General features: G+C 49.1%; 18 protein-coding genes. 7 read left to right on the plus strand and 11 right to left on the minus strand.

Features of this window, described 5'->3' with window-relative positions; translation table 11 throughout:
- Positions 1 to 54 precede the first annotated feature (54 nt).
- The 3 genes from BWI93_RS13925 to BWI93_RS13935 all read right to left on the minus strand — a co-directional run bounded on the left by BWI93_RS13925 (position 55) and on the right by BWI93_RS13935 (position 4,577).
- A complete protein-coding gene (locus BWI93_RS13925) occupies positions 55 to 1,167 on the minus strand; it encodes an MBL fold metallo-hydrolase (protein ID WP_094812291.1) in 1,113 nt (370 codons plus the stop codon).
- A 43-nt stretch (positions 1,168 to 1,210) separates the two neighbouring features.
- Positions 1,211 to 2,257 (minus strand): bile acid:sodium symporter family protein, encoded by a 1,047-nt coding sequence (locus BWI93_RS13930; protein WP_094812293.1) that lies wholly within the window; start codon positions 2,255 to 2,257, stop codon positions 1,211 to 1,213.
- A gap of 211 nt (positions 2,258 to 2,468) precedes the next feature.
- Positions 2,469 to 4,577, minus strand: a complete 2,109-nt coding sequence (locus tag BWI93_RS13935; protein WP_094812550.1) for a M3 family metallopeptidase — start codon at positions 4,575 to 4,577, stop codon at positions 2,469 to 2,471.
- A gap of 271 nt (positions 4,578 to 4,848) precedes the next feature.
- Between BWI93_RS13935 and aqpZ the strand changes: the two genes are divergently transcribed.
- Positions 4,849 to 5,589 (plus strand): aquaporin Z, encoded by a 741-nt coding sequence (gene aqpZ / locus BWI93_RS13940; protein WP_094812295.1) that lies wholly within the window; start codon positions 4,849 to 4,851, stop codon positions 5,587 to 5,589.
- Between the two features lie 72 nt (positions 5,590 to 5,661).
- Here aqpZ and BWI93_RS13945 read toward each other — a convergent pair whose 3' ends face one another.
- Complete coding sequence (locus BWI93_RS13945; RefSeq protein WP_094812298.1) at positions 5,662 to 6,795, minus strand: glycoside hydrolase family 18 protein; 1,134 nt, start codon at positions 6,793 to 6,795, stop codon at positions 5,662 to 5,664.
- 300 nt (positions 6,796 to 7,095) lie between these two features.
- Here BWI93_RS13945 and BWI93_RS13950 point away from each other — a divergent pair, with 300 nt between their 5' ends.
- Entirely contained in the window at positions 7,096 to 11,304 is a 4,209-nt protein-coding gene (locus BWI93_RS13950) for a M4 family metallopeptidase (protein WP_094812300.1), read from the plus strand.
- A 120-nt stretch (positions 11,305 to 11,424) separates the two neighbouring features.
- Here the strand turns inward: BWI93_RS13950 and BWI93_RS13955 are convergent, their stop codons facing one another.
- A complete protein-coding gene (locus BWI93_RS13955; protein ID WP_094812302.1) occupies positions 11,425 to 11,688 on the minus strand; it encodes a hypothetical protein in 264 nt (87 codons plus the stop codon).
- 368 nt (positions 11,689 to 12,056) lie between these two features.
- The gene (gene nudK / locus BWI93_RS13960) at positions 12,057 to 12,635 is read right to left on the minus strand and encodes a GDP-mannose pyrophosphatase NudK (protein ID WP_176454222.1); all 579 of its coding nucleotides are present in this window, start codon (positions 12,633 to 12,635) and stop codon (positions 12,057 to 12,059) included.
- Between the two features lie 114 nt (positions 12,636 to 12,749).
- Between nudK and BWI93_RS13965 the strand changes: the two genes are divergently transcribed.
- Positions 12,750 to 13,502 carry a DeoR/GlpR family DNA-binding transcription regulator gene (locus BWI93_RS13965; RefSeq protein ID WP_094812306.1) on the plus strand — a complete coding sequence of 251 codons (753 nt, stop codon included), beginning with the start codon at positions 12,750 to 12,752 and terminating at the stop codon, positions 13,500 to 13,502.
- A 67-nt stretch (positions 13,503 to 13,569) separates the two neighbouring features.
- Here BWI93_RS13965 and fumC read toward each other — a convergent pair whose 3' ends face one another.
- From fumC to BWI93_RS27460, 4 genes are all read right to left on the minus strand, one after another.
- Positions 13,570 to 14,967 (minus strand): class II fumarate hydratase, encoded by a 1,398-nt coding sequence (gene fumC, locus BWI93_RS13970; RefSeq protein ID WP_094812308.1) that lies wholly within the window; start codon positions 14,965 to 14,967, stop codon positions 13,570 to 13,572.
- A gap of 138 nt (positions 14,968 to 15,105) precedes the next feature.
- On the minus strand, positions 15,106 to 16,047 hold the full coding sequence (locus BWI93_RS29585; protein ID WP_369679159.1) for a T9SS type A sorting domain-containing protein: 942 nt from the start codon (positions 16,045 to 16,047) through the stop codon (positions 15,106 to 15,108).
- Positions 15,948 to 16,757: a sialate O-acetylesterase gene (locus BWI93_RS28860; RefSeq protein ID WP_094812312.1), complete on the minus strand. Its 810-nt coding sequence runs from the start codon at positions 16,755 to 16,757 to the stop codon at positions 15,948 to 15,950. Before BWI93_RS28860 ends, BWI93_RS29585 begins: the two co-directional genes overlap by 100 nt.
- On the minus strand, positions 16,712 to 17,086 hold the full coding sequence (locus BWI93_RS27460; protein WP_141217464.1) for a hypothetical protein: 375 nt from the start codon (positions 17,084 to 17,086) through the stop codon (positions 16,712 to 16,714). The genes BWI93_RS28860 and BWI93_RS27460 overlap by 46 nt, the downstream gene beginning before the upstream one ends.
- Positions 17,087 to 17,423: 337 nt before the next feature.
- On the opposite strand from BWI93_RS27460, the gene BWI93_RS13990 reads away from it, so the two are divergent.
- Positions 17,424 to 18,863 carry a serine hydrolase gene (locus BWI93_RS13990; RefSeq protein WP_176454223.1) on the plus strand — a complete coding sequence of 480 codons (1,440 nt, stop codon included), beginning with the start codon at positions 17,424 to 17,426 and terminating at the stop codon, positions 18,861 to 18,863.
- A gap of 255 nt (positions 18,864 to 19,118) precedes the next feature.
- Complete coding sequence (locus BWI93_RS13995) at positions 19,119 to 20,741, plus strand: hypothetical protein (RefSeq protein WP_094812317.1); 1,623 nt, start codon at positions 19,119 to 19,121, stop codon at positions 20,739 to 20,741.
- 68 nt (positions 20,742 to 20,809) lie between these two features.
- Here the strand turns inward: BWI93_RS13995 and BWI93_RS14000 are convergent, their stop codons facing one another.
- Entirely contained in the window at positions 20,810 to 21,070 is a 261-nt protein-coding gene (locus BWI93_RS14000) for a response regulator transcription factor (protein WP_176454224.1), read from the minus strand.
- Between the two features lie 141 nt (positions 21,071 to 21,211).
- Here BWI93_RS14000 and BWI93_RS14005 point away from each other — a divergent pair, with 141 nt between their 5' ends.
- Together BWI93_RS14005 and BWI93_RS14010 are read left to right on the plus strand one after the other, a co-directional pair.
- Positions 21,212 to 21,808 carry an RNA polymerase sigma factor gene (locus tag BWI93_RS14005; RefSeq protein ID WP_094812321.1) on the plus strand — a complete coding sequence of 199 codons (597 nt, stop codon included), beginning with the start codon at positions 21,212 to 21,214 and terminating at the stop codon, positions 21,806 to 21,808.
- 3 nt (positions 21,809 to 21,811) lie between these two features.
- Positions 21,812 to 22,519 (plus strand): hypothetical protein, encoded by a 708-nt coding sequence (locus tag BWI93_RS14010; RefSeq protein WP_094812323.1) that lies wholly within the window; start codon positions 21,812 to 21,814, stop codon positions 22,517 to 22,519.
- The last annotated feature ends 3 nt before the right edge of the window (positions 22,520 to 22,522 follow it).

Consider the following 22,522-nt stretch of genomic DNA (forward strand, 5'->3'; position numbering starts at 1 on the left):
AACTGGAAACTGGAAACTGGAAACTGGAAACTGCTGCGGCCGCGCTCACAACCCCTAATATCCCTCCCACCAACGTTCGGTAGAATAGTTACCTCCAATCGGCACTAGCTCACCGATTCGGGGCGTGGTAACCAGTTGTTGAACCTCTTTCGCTTTTTTTGTCATCCGCTCGATGGGCTCTTTCCAGGGGTGTAAGGCCAGCGTAAACTTGCCCCAGTGTACGGGCATCAGTACTTCGGCCTTTAAATCCTTGGCGGCCTGAACCGTTTCCTCGGGCATCATATGGATGTAATGCCACATCAGGTTATACTGCCCGCATTCCAGCAAAGCCAGATCAAAAGGACCGTATTTTTCACCAATTTCCTTAAAGTGAGGGCCGTATCCCGAATCTCCCCCCAGGAAAATAGTCTGCGTAGGTGTTTTTAACACGTATGAATTCCAGAGCGTCTGTCCGCGTTTGAGTCCCCGACCGGAAAAGTGTCTTCCCGGCGTAGCGGTCAACTGAAGATCATCCGAGATTTTCCCGGCTTCGTACCAGTCATATTCAGTAATGGCTTCCGGTTTCACGCCCCAGCGTTCCAGGTGTGAACCTACGCCCAGAGCCACGTGAAAATGTTTGGTTCGGGAAACCAGTTTGAGAATCGTATCATAATCCAGGTGATCGTAGTGATCGTGGGAAATAATGATGGCATCCAGCTCCGGGAAATCGTCTGCTCCGTACATTTCCGTACAGGGATAGGCCTTCGAACCCACAAATTGAAAGGGTGAGGTTCGGCCGCTGAAAACCGGATCTACCAACAGATTTTTTCCGTTAACGCGAAGGAAGTACGACGAATGTCCAAACCAGACCAGCACGGGTTCCGTACCGGTTAGCGTTTTCAGATTGGTTTTCACCGACGGTAAAGGCCGTTCCGGCTCCCGCCCTTCGGTGGGTTTGAAATAGGCGGCGATGAGCTTAAACCAGGAAGATTCCGGGTTCATCATCGGCGTTTCGAGCGGATACTGAAACGTGCCATTTTTGTAATTCGGCGAATGCTTAATTCGTTCGAGCCGGGCTCCCGAAGCCGTCCCTCCGAAGGTGGGCAACTGCAAGACGAGTACCGTAATCAAACCTAAAAACACAAGGGTACTCAGCAGAATAATCATGCCTTTTTTAAATTTTTTCATGGGGGAATAGTGAAAGTCCAACGCTTTCCAGACGACGTAATTCTCAATTCGTTAAAGTAGTTCCTTCCGACAAATGGTGCTGGGCCGCCATTCGTTGGGCCATCACACTCACTACGATCAATTGCAGGGCATGGTACAACATCAGCGGTAATAACAGAATCCCTAACGCCGCACTATTGGTAAAGAGAACTTTAGACATTACGGTACCGTGCACCAATGACTTTTTCGAGCCACAAAAAACCGCCGTAATGCGATCTTCCCGATTGAATCCCAGTAGATTACAGATACCCGTAATGATGAAATAACCCGTAAAAAACAAAGCTAACATTCCTCCACTCAGCATCAACAAATCACCCCAGCTGAGGTTACTAAACAAGTGCTGATCGAATGATTCACAGAAAGCCGTATAGACAATGATCAGAATGGTCGTCTGATCGAAATAACGAAGAAACTTCTTCTTACTCTCGGCCCAGGCTCCACCGTATTTGTTGAGTACAATTCCCACAATCACGGGTAACAGTACCTGTAACATCAGTTTACCCATAATGTCGCCCAGGTGATTTTCGCCCCCTTCCCCTGCCGTATTCACAACCTGCATCCAGAGCGGCGTAATAAACACACCCATGATACTGGAAATGCTGGCGTTGAAAATCGCCGCCGGAATGTTTCCCTCCGCAATGGAGACCATCACTACGGAAGAAGATACTGTTGAGGGTAAGGTAGACAGAAAAAATACGCCCATCCACACCATTTGGTTGTCGGCATTTTCCAGAAAGGTTTTGGCGATTAAGACCAGCACCGGGAACAGGATAAAGGTACTAACGTGGACGACAATATGTAACCGCCAATTGGTAAGACCAGCCTTTAGTTTTTCCTTACTCAGTCGTAATCCGTAAAAAAAGAAGATCAGCGAAACACCGTAGTTAGCCAGATTGGATAACGAAAAGGTTCCTTCTCCCAGTCCACCTTCGGGCCAGAGATACGCCAGGAGAATCATTCCCAGCAGGGCCAGAATGAACCCGTCCAGGCCAATTTTACTGAGCAGTTTCAAGGGATTGAACGAACGGGAAGACGCGGATACATTCGACATAACAGAGCAGTTTGTGGGATACTTTTCCTGATTTAGTATCCGATTCTTTTCAATAAGATCATACCGACGAAACTTCGGTTGCGATCCAGTCATTCAGAATTAGCTACAAATAAGCGTTCAGCTAACCATTTGTGAAGCAGAAATCTAAAAATAAAAGCAGGATGCGATTCTAGCCGCATCCTGCTTTTCAGTACTTTACCTTTATTGGTTTCTACATATTCGTCAGTAAGCCCCGACGACGCAGTAGTGGTTTGATGTCGGGTTCGGCTCCCCGGAAGTTTTTGTACAACTTCATGGGCTCGTCCGTACCGCCGCGTTCGAGTACGTTTTTCCGGAACGATTCCGCCGATTTTTTGTCAAACAGACCTTTTTGTTTGAAAACCTCAAACGCATCCGCATCCAGTACTGCCGACCAGATGTAGCTGTAATACCCCGCTGAGTAGCCGCCCGAGAACGAGTGCTGGAAGTACGTACTCCGGTAGCGAGGCGGAATCTGCTCGATCAGGCCGATTTTATCCATGGCATTCTTCTCGAACGTCAGTACGTCGCTGGGTGTTTGTCCGGGAGCCAGCGTGTGATACGCCATGTCAAGGATGGAAGCCGCCAGGTATTCGCTGGTCAGGAAGCCCTGATTGAACAGGCTACTCTTCTTAAGTTTCTCGACCAAAGCGTCCGGAATGACTTCGCCCGTTTGGTAATGTTTGGCGTAAAGCTTCAGCATTTCTGGCTCAGTAGCCCAGTTTTCCATGATTTGCGAAGGTAGCTCCACAAAGTCACGCGGCACCGACGTTCCGGACAGACTCCCGTAATTGACGTTCGACAGTAAGCCGTGCAGGGCGTGACCAAATTCGTGGAAGAAGGTCGTCGTCTCATCCATACTCAACAGAGCCGGAGCGTTGCCTACGGGTTTCGAAAAGTTACAAACGATGGATACAACGGGAGCGATAAACTTCCCGTTTTGCACTTCCTGCTTCCGGTAGCTGGTCATCCAGGCTCCACCGCGTTTGCTGGCCCGGGGGAAGAAATCCATGTACATGATACCCACGTGCTTGCCATTGGCTTCCTTCACTTCGTACGCCATCGCTTCGGGGTGATATACCGGCAGATTGGCAAGAGGCGTGAACTTCAAGCCGTACAATTTTTCACAGAGTGTAAAAATACCCTGCTTCACATTTTCCAGCGAGAAATACGGACGTAATTCTTCTTCATCGAGGTTGTATTTTTCCTTGCGAAGTTTCTCGGCGTAGTACCGCCAGTCCCAGCCCGCGAGTTTTTCGTTTTTACCCTCTTTGTCCATCAAAGCCTGTAAGTCAGCGGCTTCTTTTTTAGTCACGGGTACGGTAGCCGTCCACAGCTGGTTCAGCAGTTCGTTCACTTTCGCGGGCGTTTTGGCCATGCTTTCTTCCAGCACGTACGCCGCGTGGTTTTCGTAACCCAGCAACTGAGCCCGTTCGGCCCGTAGAGCGACGAGCTTGGCAATGATGGCTTTGTTATCGCGGTCGTCATTATGATTGGCCCGTTCGATATACGCCTTGAAGATTTTTTCCCGCAGCGAACGATTATCCGCGTATTGCAGAAAAGGCATAACGCTCGGATTTTGCAGCGTAAAAACCCATTTGCCGGCCATATTCCGCTTTTTAGCTTCGTCGGCAGCGGAGGCAATCAGTGATTGGGGTAAACCGCTTAAATCGGATTGCTGATCGATCACCAGCGTGTAGGCGTTGTTTTCACCCAGCAAATTCTGACCGTATTTCAGCGTCAGCAGGGATTGCTCCTGGTTGATTTCCCGCAGACGAGCCTGTTTATCGGGCGAAAGAGCCGCTCCACTCCGTACGAAATTCTTGTACGTTTTTTCCAACAACATGAGTTGCTCGGGCGTCAGTTTCAAGGATTTCCGCTGATCGTATACGGCTTTCACCCGCTTGAACAGATCGGGATTTAACTGAATATCATCCCGGTGCTTCGACAATTGGGGAGCCAGTTGCTGAGCGATCTTCTGAATTTCATCGTTCGTGTTGGCCGAATTCAGATTGTAAAATACGGTACTAACCCGATCCAGGATTTCGCCACTGTTATCCATGGCTACGATGGTATTCTCGAACGTGGGCATATCCCGACGGCGTACCAGAGCCTGAATTTGAGCGGCCTGTTGCCGCATGCCTTCTTCAAAAGCTGGCTGGAAATGTTCCGTACGAATTTTGTCAAAAGGGGGAACACCAAAGGGCGTCGTATAAGCCGCCAGAAAGGGATTGTCCGTAGCCGGACGAGGCTGTCCGAACGCCAGTGTTGCAGTCACCATGAGCGGGAGCAGAAGTTTCATTCGTAACGCGTTGTTGATGCTGAAAAAAGAAGCAAGGTACGGCTGAAAAGCGAGTCGAACAACCACCGCTTTCGCCAATGGTAAAAGCTATATCGCCTGATTTCTGTCATACTAAGTAAAATACCTGCCATACGTCTAAAATATACCTACCTACTTATGACTCATTTTACCTTCACATCAATTAGTTTAATAAACCCAAATATTAACGTATTTCTTACAGTATCTACCAAAAATATACTTAAGCATTTTAACCTTTTAACTTATCTTTTTTATGACAAAGAAATTTGCAGCTGAGTTTGTAGGCACCTTATGGCTGGTTCTGGGCGGTTGCGGCAGTGCAGTACTGGCGGCCGCTTTTCCTGAAGTGGGCATTGGTTTGGTGGGCGTATCCCTGGCCTTTGGTCTTACGGTAGTTACAATTGCCTACGCTTTAGGTCACATTTCAGGGGCTCACCTTAATCCTGCCGTTACGTTCGGATTTCTCGCCAGTGGCCGATTCAAAGCCAGCGAACTCATTCCTTATTTACTGGCTCAAATCCTGGGTGCCATTGCTGGAGCGGGCATTCTGTATCTGATCGCCAGTGGTAAAGCCGGGTTTGATCTAAGCGGCGGATTTGCCGCCAATGGTTATGGTACACATTCGCCCGGAGGCTACTCTTTACAGGCTGCGTTTGTAACTGAATTTGTCATGACGTTCCTGTTTCTCATCATCATTTTGGGAGCTACCGACGTAAAAGCAGCGAAGGGTTTTGCCGGTCTGGCCATTGGTTTAGGACTGACGCTGGTTCACCTGATCAGTATTCCGGTAACGAATACCTCCGTAAATCCGGCCCGTAGTATTAGTCAGGCTCTTTTTGTGGGGGATTGGGCGATGTCTCAATTATGGCTATTCATCGTGGCTCCTATTGCTGGAGCTATCGTAGCGGGAATTTTCTACCGCTTTGTATACAGTGAAGCTCCACGATTCTCGGATGATAAAATTCAGAAAGAACTGATTGAAGATAATCAGTAAAAGCAGCTACGGCTTCATACAGAAAAGGGTACGTCTTTATGGACGTACCCTTTTCTGTTGCTTTATGTTTTCTTACTTCAACCCTTCCACTACTTCGTTGAGTAGTTTCTTGCCGGGCATGTCGAGCTGGTATTCCCAGTACATGACGCCCGCCATCCCCTGCTTTTTGATATAGTCCATTTTGTATTGCATGGACTCTTCATCGCAGTAGGAAATGAAGGATTTGGTTTCCGGATTCCAGAGGTAAGGCACTTTCGCAGCCTCGTCCCAGTGACGGATATAGCCGTTTCTATTGATGTATTGGTCCGTCAACTCCGTGTAGCTGGTGAAGGAATGTTTGGTATTGGTTGTCGGTTGAAACAGCCCGTTTTGCTCGGGCTTCACGTTCGTCCAGCCGCGACCGTAGAAGGGTACACCCAGTACAATTTTGCTGATGGGTACCCCTGCTTTTACGTGACCTTTGACCGCATCGTCCGAACTGTTCCGCGAATGATCCCCTAACTTAGACTGGTACAGTGGACTGTGATGCCCCGTTACTACATCATTGCCATGGTACAGATCGTAGGTCATGATGTTCACGTAATCGAGGTATTTCGCCGCCTTGCCCAGCTCCGTATGACTGACGAAAGCTGTATCACCACCGGTGGCCGAAGTCAGCAAATACGGATTGGATTTCAGTCGCTTGTTTTTCTTTTCCTGGGCATCCAGGTGTTCGCGTAGGGTCTTCAACAACAACGTATAATTCTGCTTGTCTTCCGGACGAAAAATGTTTCCGGCTCCGACCTGAGCGGGGTACTCCCAGTCAATATCCACGCCATCGAGGTGATACTCATTCAGGAGTTGCATACAGCTTTTGGCAAATTTCTGACGGGCCGGTTCATTCACCGAAACGTCCGAAAAGTACTTGCAACCGCCCCAGCCCCCAATGGAAATGAGCAGTTTCAAGTCTTTATTGACGCTACGCAGAGCATCCAGAGCTTTGAGCGTTTTTACGTCGCGTTGGTTCAAAGGAGCCAGTACACCTGCCTCGTTAGGTACGGCAAAGGCAAAATTGATGTGCGTCATTTTTTTTGCATCCGCTTCCAGGCTTTCCCTGGTCCAGCCACCGCCCGTCACGTAACCGATTACTACGTATTTTTTGGATTGCCCGAAGGCCCCTGCCGTACAAAAGAACAGCATTAGGATTAGAGAAAGATATTTAAGCATGTGAAGAAAGTTTAGTGGATAAAGGTACGCCGTATTCTGCAGTATGAACCAGATCAGTCACCGAATAACAGCCTTGTCCTGTCTCCTGCTTCATCTAAATCCGATCTAACCATCCCCTATACATGAATAAGATTTTACTTCCTCAAAATCTTATTCACCAGCCTTTTTGCATATAAATACACAGTTTAAAACTATACGTCATAGCTATTTATACTCCGCTTTTGCACCTTTATTAGGATATTACTTACTTGTCGACATTATATTGAATAAGACTTTTTATCTAACCTTTGGGCTCCCTGTATGAAGCACGTATTACTTCTGTTTTTTCTCATCTTCTTTCATGCCACAACCTTTGCTCAACGCGTAGCTAAGGAAACCATTCAGGCGTTTACCAGTCAAACGGGTTCTTTTGTATCCATCAGCCCGGTTAATCAAAACGTGAACTTTATCCGTCTCCCCTCCGCACGGGCTTTAGTACTCCCAGGTAGCGACGTTCAGGATAAATCACTGGCATTCTTAACTCAACAGGCCAAACTCTACGGTATTCGTTCGGGTATGGATTTATTCAGTCCGCAGCAATCGCAAAAGGACCTTTACGGAATCGAACACATTAGCCTCCAACAGTTGTACGCGGGTGTACCCATCTTCGACGGCGTTTTAAGATTCCATTATGATCAGGGAGGGGCATTAACTTCCGTCAATGGAAATTTTATTCCGGGTATTAAAGTAAATCCGAAGCCCACGCTTTCGCAACAAATCGTTGAGGAGCGGGCATTGAAAAATATTGAGTTACCGACAGGCACCCAGTCGCCATTGAAAGTGCGTCAGTCAACCTTATATATTTTTCAGAAAGGGTTGCTGCAGGGCTATCCCGGAGCGATCCATCTGGTGTATGAGGTGGAAGTTACTAATGATGTCAATGTACGGGAATTTGTCTTCGTCGATGCCCATACGGGTGAAGTCGTAGAGCAATTTACGGGCATTCACGGGATTCATCGCGAGTTATCAGAAAACAACCGGTCTAACGTCATTTGGAAAGAAGGCGATCCTTTCCCGGGTTCGCTGAATAAATGGCAACAATCCGAAATCGAATCCGCTGGGAATATCTACAATCTGATGAAAAATGCCTTCGGCTACGTTTCATACGATAACAAAGATGCACCCATGCGAACGGTCAACAACGACCCGCAAATTGCCTGCCCCAATGCGAGCTGGAATGGCAGCACGACTAACTATTGCGACGGCACAGCCGCTGACGACGTCGTGGCCCACGAATGGGGTCATGCCTACACCCAATACACGAGTGGTCTGATTTACGCCTGGCAATCGGGGGCTCTGAATGAATCCTATTCCGATATTTGGGGCGAAACCGTCGATTTGCTTAACGGCTACATGGATGAGGATGAGAATCTTTCCGTACGAACGAGTTGCGGGAGTTCCAGCCGATGGCAGGTGGGAGAAAAAGCCACGGCTTTTGGCGGGGCCCTCCGCGATATGTGGGATCCTACCTGTCACGGAGATCCGGGAAAAGTTTCCGATCCACAATACCGCTGCATTCCCTCCGACAGAGGAGGTGTACACGCAAACTCAGGCGTACTCAATCACGCCTACGCCCTGCTTGTTGACGGAGGTACCTATAATGGCTATACGATTAACGGCATTGGCCTAACCAAGGCCGCTCATATTTTCTGGCGGACACAAAGGGTATACCTGACCCGAACGAGCGATTTTACGGTCCAGGCTAATGCCCTGGAAGCCTCGGCTAATGATCTGATTGGCATCAATCTAAAAGCCCTTTCTACGGCTTCGAATGATCCTGGCTTCTCCGGACAAACGATTACCTCGAACGATGTGGAGGAGCTCGGTAAGGTTATTAAAGCCGTTGAATTACGACTCGCGAATACTGACTGCGACTTCACCAGCCTGTACAAGCCCGTTGCCGATAATTGCGACGGCTCCCTGCCCGGTAAAGCGTTTTTCTACGAGGATTTTGAAAGTGGTATGGACGGCTGGACGGTCGCTACCCTCGACACAAACGGTACTTTCACGCCGCGTCAATGGGAGGTAAAATCCACTTCACTAGTAAATCGCCCCGGACATGCCGCGTTTGCAACCGACCCTAATTCGGGCGACTGCTCAACGGTATCAGAAAGGGGCGTTCTTCGTTTGTATAGCCCCACCATTACCATTCCGGCGAACGCTTCTGGCCCTTTCAACCTGGCTTTCAAGCACTACATTGCACTGGAACCAGATTACGACGGAGGGAACATCAAATACAAGATTGGTGATGGGTCGTGGACACTGGTTCCATCCGATGCCTTCCTGGTGAATGCGTATCCTTCCCAATTGTTTACCAGTGCCCAGGACAATACAAATCCGCTGCAGGGCCAGTTCGCCTTTACGGGGGGAGACCGATCGAGCAATTCAAGTGGCTGGATTGAAAGCCGCATTGACTTAACAGCACTAGGGCTGGCTGCCGGACAAACCATTCAACTCCGTTGGGACATGGGTACCGACTGTGGCGTGGGTTGGTACGGATGGTACATTGACGACGTCAGTGTGTATTCCTGTGCCCTACCAGCCGTTCACTTTGCCCTGGCAGAATCGCAGATCAATGAAGCGGAAGCGACGACTCCCGATAACTGTCGTAAATACGTGGAAAAAACGATTGAAATCGTCATTGACAAAGCCCCCTCTCAACCCGTAACGGTTACGCTTCAGAACCCTGGCGGTACCGCTACTCAGGGAATAGATTATACGTTTTCCCCGACTTCGGTCACCTTGCAGGCTGGCCAGCTCTCCAAACAAATTACGGTCCGAATGTACAGCGATGGTAATGTGGAGGGCGATGAAACAATTCAGTGGCGGTATACGGTCCATGCAAATGGAGGGGATGGCTTTGCGGGAGGAACACTCCAAACCCACACGTTAACCATCCACGATAAGGAAATTGATCCGGAGAACTTTGGAGGCACCCTCTATTCGGCCAACTTTAATAATAGCCTTGAAAACTGGACCATCACCAATGGGGGAAATTCCAGCCCAACCTGGGAACGCGTACCTTATTATACATACAGTACGGGGGGCACTCGCTATTATCAAGCCCTGTACAACACCCCATTTTTGTTCGTGAATAGCAACGCCACGAGGGGCGATATGATGGATGAGATCGTGGAATCACCCCCATTCAATACCCTCGGATTCTCAGACCTGAAACTTTCTTTCGATCAGTATTTCCGCGTTTACAGGGGTTCAACTGATTACGATGAACAAGGGATAACCGAAATATGGGATGGGAATTCCTGGCAAACGTTAGATGTACAAACGGAAACTACCGGATCGAAAGGATCTTTTGGCTCTCCGAATACGAGAACGCTCACGATTCCTACTGCCTACGCCAATGCAGCGATGAAGATCCGATTCCGGTACCTGGCGAAGTTTGACTATTACTGGGCGATTGATAATGTAAAAGTGACCGGTACGCCACAAATTCAGACCTCCGTCAATACATCAGCACCGGATCAAAAGTACCTGGGCCCTAAAGCAACCGTTTACTTCTACGATCCTACTTCAGGGCGAGTGGTTACTAAAATTAAAAACCTGACGGATCATGATTACGGCTGTACCACCGTAGCGGTGGATCGTCAAGGTACGGATGCGACTCCCTGGTTTGATACCTATAAAATCACGAATAAAACTTTTAAAATAACACCGACGACTAACAATCCCTCGGGCGAATACGAAATCACGCTCTACTACCAATCGGATGAGTTGCCTTCTTTCAACGGTGACCAGATTAAGTCCATGGGCAAAAGCACGGGTTCGATTGGCAATACGAATAATGCGTCTAATTCTTCGACTCAGAAATTTGCCAGTTCCGCCTTCTACGGCCATTATGCGTTCAAATCTCGGTTTCAGTCCGGCTTTTCTGGATTTGGCATGTCGGATGCTCCGTTCGAAGGTGCCCTTCCCGTCACGCTGGTTGAATTCCAGGGCAAGTCTATTCCTGAAGGAAACCTGCTTCAGTGGAGTACAGCAAAGGAATCACAAAATGATTCTTTTATTCTGGAACGTGCTACGAAGGGCCAGGCTTTTGAAGCAATTGCCCGAATCCAGGGAGCTGGCAATGCCAACACGCTTCAGAGGTACCAGTATGTGGATCGTAAGGTTTCCAGCGGCATTCAGTATTACCGACTCAAACAAGTCGATTTTAACGGTGCCTCGACCTATAGCAAAGTGATTTCAGTAGACTCGCGTGTGCTACGTAATCTGGTGGGTTCACCCAACCCCGTCCACGCCTGGCTGACCATCAAACTGCCCGATGTTAAAACCGAAGCAGTCGATTTAATCGTGGTAAACGCCGTAGGCCAGCAGGTACTGCACCAGCAATATACCCAGTTGAAAGAGGGTACCCTCCAGACAGACCTGAGTCAGCTTCCTCCGGGAGTATACCGGATCATCCTCCAGGATGAAGTCGATCGCTATACGCTTTCCATCATCAAATACTGATGGGCATAAATCGTCCAAACAACACCCGCTGGTGAAGCCATTTCCTGCCTCCCCAACGTACAAAAAGAAAACCTCCCGAGCCTGCACTCGGGAGGTTTTCTTTTATTAGATCTTTTCCTGTTACTTAAGTTCTTTTTCAACACTCATGAGCCAGGTAGTTAGTTCCTCAGCGGCGGCATCCGTATTTTTCGTTTCCCAGTCCCCCGTTTCCTGCAACAGAATCGGCCAGTACATTTGCTTTTCTGCGTCGTATCGATAGGCGTAATACTGCCTCGATCCCTGGTCATTCCCCCGGTTTGTACGTTTACTAAAATGTTCGGCGTCTAATGCATTAATTTTAGAAGCGTACGTTTGTAGCACTACCGCCGAAATAGGTTCGCCCATTGGAGTAGTTTGCTCCATATTTTCCTGCACCTCACTTACCGTCAGGCCTTTATTTGGTTCGGCCCAATGCCAGCGGCTAGGATTTTGAAAAACCTGTATGTTTCCGGACCTGTCAATCAGGAACCCTTTTTGCTGTTTTCCCCAGGCCTGATTGGTGTACGTTACTTCAAAAAGTACCGCCTGGCTAATGCGTACGCCTTCTGTTTCCTTTTCACAATGGATAAAGGATAGAAGCGGGAAGATAAGACAAAGCGTACGAACGATTTTTTCATAGTCTCAGTAAGCTATTAGCCTTAAATATACTAGTATTCCTGTTACCCGTATAGAAAACAAAGCTTAAAAAACAGACTACAACTAATTACATCTACTCACATTTTCATTCGACTGTTCAATTGGAGAAACTGAAGCAACAAGACGGTCTTCGCATCTTTGATTTCGCCACTTCCCATCATTTGCAAAGCCTGGGGGAAAGGCAACTCCAGTACCCGAATGTCTTCTTCTTCCACTACCCCACCCCCTTGGTTGATCCGGTGTGTATCCTCGTATTCCGCAATGAAAAAATACAGGATCTCGGTAACCGAACCCGGACTCATGTATAACTCAAACACCCGCTCGGGTTGCGTGATGCGGTACCCCGTTTCTTCCTCCGTTTCCCGGCGGATGCAGTCTTCCGGGCTATCGGCATCGAGTAAACCCGCACAGGCTTCGATGAGCATACCGCTGGCATTGCCATTCACGTAGGTGGGCATACGGAATTGTTCCGTCAGAATGACCGTATTCTTTTCGCGATTATACAGCAGAATTACCGCTCCGTTTCCCCGGTCATAACATTCCCGCGACTGTCGCTGCCAGGAACCGTCTTTCTTAGGGTAATCGAAGGTGACTTTACGTAGGGTATACCAGTTGTCGGAAAGAACTTCTGTACTAACTACTTGAACGGTGTTCATAATGGGTCATTTTTGATGGTTGAACGAATGACACCAACAAAATTCGATCATTATTGATCAAAACCAAATTATTTCGATCAAAAATAAATTATATTTGTTCATATTCGATCAACTATGAACATTACCAGACAGAAACAGATACTTGAATTTCTGGCCGACGGAAACGAACGGAGTGTGAGTTTCCTGGCCGAACAGTTACAAACGTCTGAGATTACGATTCGCCGGGATCTGAATACGCTGGCCGAACGGGGCAAACTGATTCGTACGCACGGCGGAGCCACCCGGAATGACTTGCCCTTTGTGCCCTTTACTCACAAATCGGTCATCCATACGCAGGCCAAAAAGCAGATTGGACAGCGGGCGGCTACATTAGTAGAGGAAAACGACGTACTCTTTCTGGATTGCGGCAGTACCGTGCTGGCGATGGCTCCGTACCTCAAAACCTTCCGGAACCTGAAGATTATTACTAACTCTCTGCCTTTAATTTGGGAATTGCGGGAAGCTCCTCGGCTCTCCATCAATCTCATTGGTGGAGAGCTGGATGTACAGCGGCAGGCCGTACACGGTTCTGTAGCCCTGGAACACGTGGCTCGGTATCATGCCGACAAGGCGTTCATTGGAGTAGACGGTATTTCACTCAAAAATGGCTTGACGGCCCGCAGCGAAACGGAAGCTTCCTTTACCAAGGCCTTACTGGCCAACGCCGAAAAAAACTTTTTACTGGCCGATCTCAGTAAGTTCGAGCAGGACAGCTATCTGAAATTTGCCCCGCTTTCGGCCATTCATCACATCATTACCCGTACTGGGCTGGATGAAAATCTGGTGCAACAGTATCGGGAAGCCGGTTGCGAATGGATCGAAGCGTAAGCCAACAAAAAGGACCCCGGAAACGTCGCGTTTTCGGGGTCCTTTTGCAAGTAAATTCTCTTCAATACTAGATTTTACCCACCATATTTTCAGGTTTCACCCACTCGTCGAATTCTTCGGAGGTAAGGTAACCTAGAGCAATAGCCGTTTCTTTCAGCGTAGAGCCATTTTTGTGGGCGGTCTGAGCGATTTCGGCAGCTTTGTAGTAACCGATTTTCGGGTTCAGAGCCGTTACCAGCATCAGGGAGTTGTTGACGTGCTTCCTGATGTTTTCCGTCAACGGTTCGATGCCCACGGCACACTTGTCATTGAAGGCTACGCAAACGTCGCCAATCAGACGAGCCGAGTGCAGGAAGTTGTAGATCATCACGGGCTTGAATACATTTAGCTCGAAGTGACCGTTTGAACCACCAATGTTGATGGCTACGTCATTACCCAGCACCTGAGCCGCCACCATGGTCATGGCTTCGCACTGCGTCGGGTTTACTTTACCGGGCATGATCGAGCTGCCAGGTTCGTTATCCGGAATGAAGATTTCGCCAATTCCCGCCCGTGGGCCAGACGACAGCATCCGAATATCGTTACCGATTTTCATCAGGCTTACGGCAACCGTTTTCAGGGCACCGTGAGCTTCCACGATGGCGTCGTGAGCCGCCAGAGCTTCGAATTTGTTTTCAGCCGTTACGAAAGGCAGACCCGTCAGATCAGCAATGTGCTTGGCTACTAACTCGGAATACCCTTCGGGCGTGTTGATTCCCGTACCTACAGCCGTTCCACCCAAAGCCAGTTCGGACAAGTGTTCCAGCGTATTTTTGATCGCTTTAAGGCCGTGATTCAACTGCGATACGTAGCCGGAGAATTCCTGACCTAATGTCAGCGGCGTTGCATCCATGAAGTGCGTACGACCGATTTTCACGACGTTTTTGAACGCTTCCGCCTTGGCTTGCAGCGTATCCCGCAGTTTTTCGATGCCGGGGATCGTAATCTCGATCAGAATTTTATACGCCGCGATGTGCATGGCCGTCGGGAACGTATCGTTCGACGACTGCGACTTGTTCACGTCATCATTCGGGTGAACGAATTTTTGCTTGTCCGCCAGATCGCCGCCATTGACGACGTGAGCCCGGTACGCAACAACCTCGTTCACGTTCATGTTTGATTGCGTACCCGAACCCGTTTGCCACACCACCAGCGGAAACTGATCGTCGAGTTTACGGTCCAGGATTTCGTCGCACACCTGAGCAATCAGGTTCTTTTTATCTTCGGGCAATACGCCCAGTTCGAAGTTGGTAATGGCCGCTGCTTTTTTCAGGTACGCAAATGCCGCGATGATTTCTTTCGGCATTTTATTAATGTCCTGAGCAATCGGAAAATTCAGGATGGAACGTTGGGTTTGAGCTCCCCAATACACATGAGCGGGCACTTGCACTTCACCCATGGTGTCTTTCTCAATACGGTATTCCATGATTTATCGTTTAACGGTTCCGCGAGAACGCCTGGCCGCGAACAGAAAACGTTCCGCCAGGGGCTTACGCAATTCGCCGCAAAGCTACCAAGTGAATGGAACGGGTAATGGATTTTTCTGAAAATTTCTGGTGATTTCTTAATGGCGAATCAGTAGTCGCCGGGTGAGTGTTCCCCGATTGGTTTGCACGCGGAGCAGATACAGGCCATTGGCGAGGTTTCCTACAACGAGTCGACTCTCACGCTGGCTCGTCGATTGTTGCCGATGTACCCGACCTGTCTGATCGAATAGCGTAATCTGAGCGGGCTGAGCCTCCGAAAGCTGGATGAGTACCTCCTGAGCGGCCGGATTGGGGCTTAGTTGCACCGACCAAGGTTGCGGTTCTTCAACCCCCGTAGGCAAGGGCATCATCACCAACAACAGCGTCGTAACCTCTGCTGCTAACTGCAAGGTAGTACGCAGTCGGTAAACGTAACGGGAACCGGGAGCGACGGACTTATCCGTATACGTAGTACTGTTTGCGGGCAGTGTAGCCAGAGTCGTGAATGTACCCTGATTCTCCTGCCGCTCAAGTTTCATTTCCCGGGTATTCGGCAACAGACTCCAGCGGAGAGCAACTTCAAATAAATCCACGCTGGTAGCCTGAAGCGTCTGATTAGGCTGGTAGGGACCAATGGCTACGTTTTCGAAACAAAACGCATACTGCTCTCGCTTGTTGAGCAGATACGGACCTGTATACGCAATGGCGTGCCCCGTCGGAACGACCGGTGGCAGATACGTCAGCCGGGTGGCCGTAGCGGGTTTATTGAGGTACACATGCACTTTATTACCTTCAGCCCGCAGGGAATCTACGCTGCCGCTCTGTCCGTCCAAATAGATATAATCTTTCAGATACAGCGTGAATTGCTGCCCATTAAGCACGGAAGTACCAACGAATGATTTTTGTGCTACCAGCTCCTGGTCTATATCAAATTCGATGGTTAGCTGGGTCTGTTGGGTATTGGAATAATAGATTTTACGTGGATCGGGGGAGTTGATTTGCAGCGTATCCGTGGATCCGTAAAAATCCCGATTGACCATGCGATACAGATTATGGGCGAAAATGACGTTATCCTGAGCCCGGTAATGAATGCCATCGTGGCCCAGTAATCCCATGGTCGTAATGGTTCGTACATCGGGGTACAGCTGGGCGTCCGACGCTGGAAATCCCGGACAAAGGCCGATCGATCCCCCACCCCGGCGGGCTGAATCCCGGTTTGCGTAACGTATACCTTTTGCAAACCGGGGTAATCCTGTTTCCAGCTGCGGTACAGTTTATCAAATTGAGCGGGATACTCCAGCATTTGCGAAGATAAACCCCCAATTTCCGCCTCACCCTGCCGCCAGAAAATAGCCTTGACCTGATTCTGAACGCCTGCCATCATACTCCGGTGCAAAGCCCTCCCGTAATCGGTAGTCAGATCGGATGGATTAGCGGCGTTACGATCATTGAAAAACGTAATAGGCTGCCCCCCTGAACCATTATTGAGAATACAGGTGGGGATTTGATTATTCTGCCGGATCAGGCGTTGTAATTCCGTACCCCACACGCCAACGTTTACACTCAGACCATTGGCCACTACCCACTTGGGACCTTCCGAACCGTAATTGGTGGTATAGGTTCGACAAAATTCATTCTGCTGGGGATCGTATAAAATGTATTCGGGCCCTTCACCCCCGGCTACGGCATTCGACTGCCCGCTGATCAGGTACACATCGCCCGCGACCAGATTGACGCGGGTGGCATACAAGGTTGAGTCCCGGTTTTGACAAGGTAAATTTTAGCCTGGTATTGAACCGTTTCGGCTTTGATGGTTGGGTTGAGAGCAAAGAAAGCTCGTCCGTTCTGAAAACTCAGGTTTTGCGAAGCGTAGCGGTACAGATTCGATCCGCGAAAAATCTGAACGGAGATTTTAGTAACGCTGGCGTCGGTCACCGTACCAGCGATGGCCACCGTTCCTTCCGATTGCTCATTACGGGGAAAAAGCTGATTATCCGCTGGAAGTTTGGAGAAGGTTACCTGACCTAATACGGTCCCCAGACTCGCTATACTGAATATCCAGGTAAAAAATAGTTTCATAGAGTGGTTTTTGATGGGTATCGGGCGGGTGTTAAAAGCTAGTTACGCCCTTACAGTGCCCCTATGGAGACAACACCGGAAGTGAGCAAAGGTTAACACAATCAGAAAAGAAAATCCAGCATCAGCGTAGTACCGGGAAAGGCGGACTCAATACTACTAGGATAATTTGGCAAAAGCAGACAAGGCAGGCCTTATTCTCAGCTTTCCCGTATATATGATCGCTTGTTTGTGTCGTTACATTTGTAAATTCCCTTCGACATTTTCGTTAACTGCTTGTTCCTTATGCCAGGATTAAGGACTAATTTTGTTTTGTACCGTAACTAAACTCCCAATTACCGTGTCCGTTGCTCGTTTTTGTTCCGTTGCTATTATTTGGGGTTTATTTTCATTGCTCGGTTGCTCGCAAAGCCCCAAAGAAGCGGCTTCGAGCGTTGCCGTCAGTAACCCAGCCGTAGCGATCCTTAACGACAGTATCGCCAAACGATTCAATCCGGCCGAAGCCAGCCGGAAAGCCGGTCAGCTCGACACGTTTTTTCATAATCTGCACAACAGGTACGGTTTCAACGGAACCGTATTGGTTGCTCAGTACGGTAAAGTAATTTACAAAGGTGCATTCGGCTACAAGAACCTGACCCTGCGGGATACGCTTACCACGACGACGCCCTTTCAGCTCGCTTCCGTTTCCAAGCAGTTTACGGCCGTGGCGATCATGCAGATGAAGGAAAAAGGACTGCTTAACTACGACGATCCGGTTTATAAATTCATTCCTACTTTTCCGTACGATTCGTCCATCACCATTCGCCTGCTACTGACGCACCGTTCGGGTCTGCCCAGCTATCAGTACGGACTGGAAAAGTACTGTGACAAATCCCAACCACTCAGTAACCAGGAGGTAGTTGATAAGCTTTGTCTGTACAAGCCCGTTCCCTACGGTCGGCCGGATGTACGGTTTCACTACAACAACACGAACTATGTTCTCCTCTCCTACATCGTCGAAAAACTGAGCGGCAAGCCCTTTAGCAAATACGCCGAACAAAACCTGTTCAAACCCCTGGGCATGAACAACACCTTCGTGTATGACGGCACCAATACCAACCTGCTCATGGCTGCCGCGACGGGTTATACGGGCGGGAGACGATCGCTGGCTATTGACTACCTCGACAGCGTAACGGGCGATAAGAGTTTGTATTCCACTGCGGAAGATATGTTTAAGTGGGATCGGGGTTTATATTCCGAACAGCTCATTAGCCAGAAGACACTGGAAGAAGCCTTTCGACCAGCCAATGACGACGCCCGGCTCGTTACGCGGAACTACGGCTTCGGCTGGCGTTTACAGAAAATCCCCAACGATCAGTGGCTGACGTTTCATACCGGCTGGTGGCATGGTTTCAAGAATTATTTCATGCGAAACCGCCCCGATCAGAGTAGCATCATTATGCTTTCCAACGTAGCCAACAGCTACCTTTCGCAGGTAAAAATGGTACAGGCCATTCTGTATCCGGACAAAGCCCGGTTCTTCCTGCGGGGTGAAAACGTAGATCCCGAAACGGGTGATCAAATGCTGGCGGGCGAAGGGATGCAGGGCGGAGGCGACGTAACGCCGGAGCTTTCCCTTTCCGATCTCTACAAAATGCTACCTGTCGCTCCGGTGGTCAAACATAAGGTGGTTCACCGCAAAGGAAAGCAACACGTCGTGACCAAGCGGGGGGCAAAAGCTACAAAAGCCAAGGCCCCGGTCAAACGTAAGGCTCCGGCCCAGAAAAAAAGAAGACGATAACCCCAAGGCTGGTCCAGCGGAGACCAGCCTTTTCTGTACGCAAACTTTCCGAATTTATTTGCTATTTCAGCGGGTATCGCTGATCTTGCCAACTGTTCCGCCGCATTTCAGTATGCATCCATACGCTACTCCGCCAGGTAGTATTTCGCTGAAGCTGCTTTTTTAGAGGGAATCCGCTCATCCCTGCGTTTCAGCACCCCGCGTTCCCCTATTCATTGCTTTTCCATCAGGCATTAGTGTCATTCTTAACTACGAATGATGAAGGAACTCGTTTTGTTTGATAGCAATCCCATCTACTTTTTTATCCTGTCGCTGGGATTTCTGTTTATCCTCATCCAGTTGAACTGGCAGAAACATCAATCCGATACGGTGTTTCTAAGTACGTTGATTCTGATTCTCACCGTCTTACGCTTACCTTTTATTCTTTATAACCAGCAGATCAACATTGATGAAAGTTCGGTCATTACCCAAGCCATGACGTTATGGGAGCGGCCGATTTTCTGGCAGTCGGTGGATGGGACCACTTCCGGCCCTCTGAATAGTTACGTACTCTTTCTGGGAAAACTCCTCACGGGTACTTTTGATTATACGTCCTGCCGCATGGTTTGCTTGCTTCTCATCATCGGTACGCTCATAGCTTTATATAAGGCTCTTCAGTCTTTTTTCGATTCCCAGTCGGCTCGTTTATCGCTTACGCTGACCCTGCTCTTTTACGCGTATAATCAGACCCACGATTTCATTCATTACTCAAGCGAAATCCTGTCGATTTTTCTCTTCAGTATCAGCTTGTACATACTGGCTTCGATTCAGAAATCTCCGGGGGCGTTCGGATTTTTGCTGGGTTTTGTACTGGCTTTAGTGCCCTGGGCCAAGATTCAAAGCTTACCCATAGCCCTGGTTTTTACTGGCTATGGTCTGTACCTATGTTTTCAGATTCGAGCGTACAAAGGCATCCTTAACCTTGTGCTGGGAGCGACTTCCGTCACAGTACTGATTTTTGGCTTACTGCTCTATTACCAAGTTCTCGGCGATTTTTACCGGTATTACATTGAAGGTAACCTAGTGTATGGACAGGAAGTTAGTCTGTACCGACGGTTCCATCATTTGGTAGCCATGCTGGTGAAAGTATTCCCGTTCCGTGATTTCCTGATGATTAGTATTCTGCTCTTTCTGTTTGCCTTTCGCTGGTTCTGGAAACTCGAAAAATCCCTGCTTGTTTTTCTGTTTAGCTGGTTGCTGATTACGGCTTACACCATTGTGAAACCGGGTATGTTTTTCCATCATTATTTACTGTATTTCATTCCCTTTCTGACGTTCATCAATACGTTTTCACTCCATTCGATTACGCGAAATTTCTCCTACCGCACGGTTCAATTCAGTTATACCGTCGCTCTCGTTGTCGTGGGATCTTCCGTTTGGTGGACTTCCCTGATTCGGAACACTTCTTATACCAATGCGGAAGAAAGCAAAGACCTGGCTTCCAACCGAATCATTACTACGATTCATCAGTATTCCGGACCGGGTGAAAGTTTAGCCATCTGGGGCTGGTGGACCGAAGGGTACGTCATGGCTCAGATGCCGCAGGCCGTCGCCGAAAATCATTCCGTCCGTTGCACTACGGAAAGTCCGCTCATGGTGGATTATCAGCAACGGTATTTACACAACCTGAAAACCAATACTCCCGCCGTTTTCGTGGACGCCGTTGGTTCCCGGCACAACTTCCCGTTTGTGCATACCTCGGCCATTCATGAAAGTATCCCTGCCATTCGACGCTACATCCAGCGACACTACCAGTTTCTGAGTTGCGTGGAGGGCGTACGCATTTATATTCGGAAAGATCGTCTGGCGGCGGTTCAGCGAGGAATTCAATTCCTGTAAACAGATAAGGCTGACTTTCGGGAAAGCCAGCCTTTGATCAAAAGCAATTGAAGGTTGAACGGGTCGAACTATAAAGAAATGATACCCTTCCGGAAGCCCAGTAAAATGGCCTCGGTAGCGGAGTTGACGCCTAATTTCATATACACGCGTTTGATGTGCGTTTGAACCGTATTAAAGGTGATTCCACATTCACAAGCAATCATTTTGTAACTCATTCCCTGAGCCAGTAGCCCCAGCACTTCACGTTCGCGGAGGGTTAAGGCCGTATCAGGTAACTGGAGTTCGCGGGGCGACAGATAAAAGCGGCGAGACTGAGGTAAGCTAGACATGATGGTAGCTGTTAGTGCGTTCTGATGGTTTGGTCGCACTTCGCCTGTAGAGTGGAAACATCTTTCGATAAAAAAATACATCGTTCGATTATTTTACTACTAACTGTTTAATTTACAGCCGCTTTCCTGGCCTGTTCCTCCATGATTTTATTAAAACGAGCTCTTTCGGATTCGGATCTTATCGCGGGAATCAAAGCCGGCGGGAATTTGCGTCGTAACTGTGAAAATCGCCTCTACGAGCAGTATCAGTACCTGATTCGGGAAGCGACGTTTAAGCACAAACTGAGTCCCGATGAATGTGCCAGTGCCTATTCCGATGCCGTACTTACCGTCATCGAACACCTTACTTCCAATCGTTTTGAAGGCCGCTCAGGTCTGAAAACCTACCTCTATCAAATTTTTTATAACAAATGTGTTGACCTGGTTCGAAAAAATTCGACTAATCGGGAAAGTGTCCATCAGGGCGTATCGCTGGAGGATTTGGTACTACCCGACGAAACCCGAACGGTACTACAGAATCTGATGACGGAAAGTGACCTGACGCTACTTCGGGAACGATTGGCCAGTTTAGGCGATAAATGCCGACAGATGGTGCTAGCCTGGGGAGAAGGGTATTCCGACGAGGAGATCGCCCAGCACTTACAATACCAGACGGCAGCCGTAGCCAAAACCAGCCGCTTACGTTGTCTGGAGCGATTACGGGCCTTATACGCGGAATCCAAAAGCAGAAGATCGTAGGTGATGAATGAATTAGAACAAGTGGATCGGTTTTTCCAGGGTGAAATGCCCGAGACCGAGCGAAGAAAATTTGCAGAAGCCCTGAAAACCGACCCCGAACTTGCTTCGGCGGCAGCTTTTTATCTGCAAGCCCGCCAGGCGGCCCGACTGGAAGTACTGGCTGAAAAACGGAAACAATGGGAAGGGCAACCCCCTCGACCCATCGCACAGCGTTCCTGGCTCGGATACGCGGCAGGGCTGGCAGCCGTATTGCTGGTGGTACTGGGCCTGTGGTTCTGGCGAATGCAGGAACCTTCGCGGCGGGAGCTGGCCGATGCGTACGTAAGCCAGGAGTTACAAACCCTGGGTACGGCCATGAGTAGTCGCAGCGATACCCTTCAGCAGGGGATTGGCCTGTACAATCAGGGTAAGCTACCCCAGGCCGCTCAGCTCTTTGACGCCTGGCTGGTACAACATGCTACCGACAGCGACGCTCAACGACTGGCGGGCCTTACGGCTCTGCGACAGAAACACTATGATCAGGCCATTGAACACTTTCAGCAACTGAGTCGGCGAACCGATCTGTACGCGAATCCGGGTCCTTTTTACGAAGCACTGGCCCGTATCCAACGTAATCGTCCGGAAGATGCGGAAGCCGTAGAGTCTTTACTGAAGCGTGTGGTGCAGGAAGGCTTACCGGGTAAGGCCGAGGCTGTCGAATGGATGAAGTAACCC

The organism is Siphonobacter sp. BAB-5385 (genome assembly GCF_002261125.1).
Lineage (GTDB): Bacteria > Bacteroidota > Bacteroidia > Cytophagales > Spirosomataceae > Siphonobacter.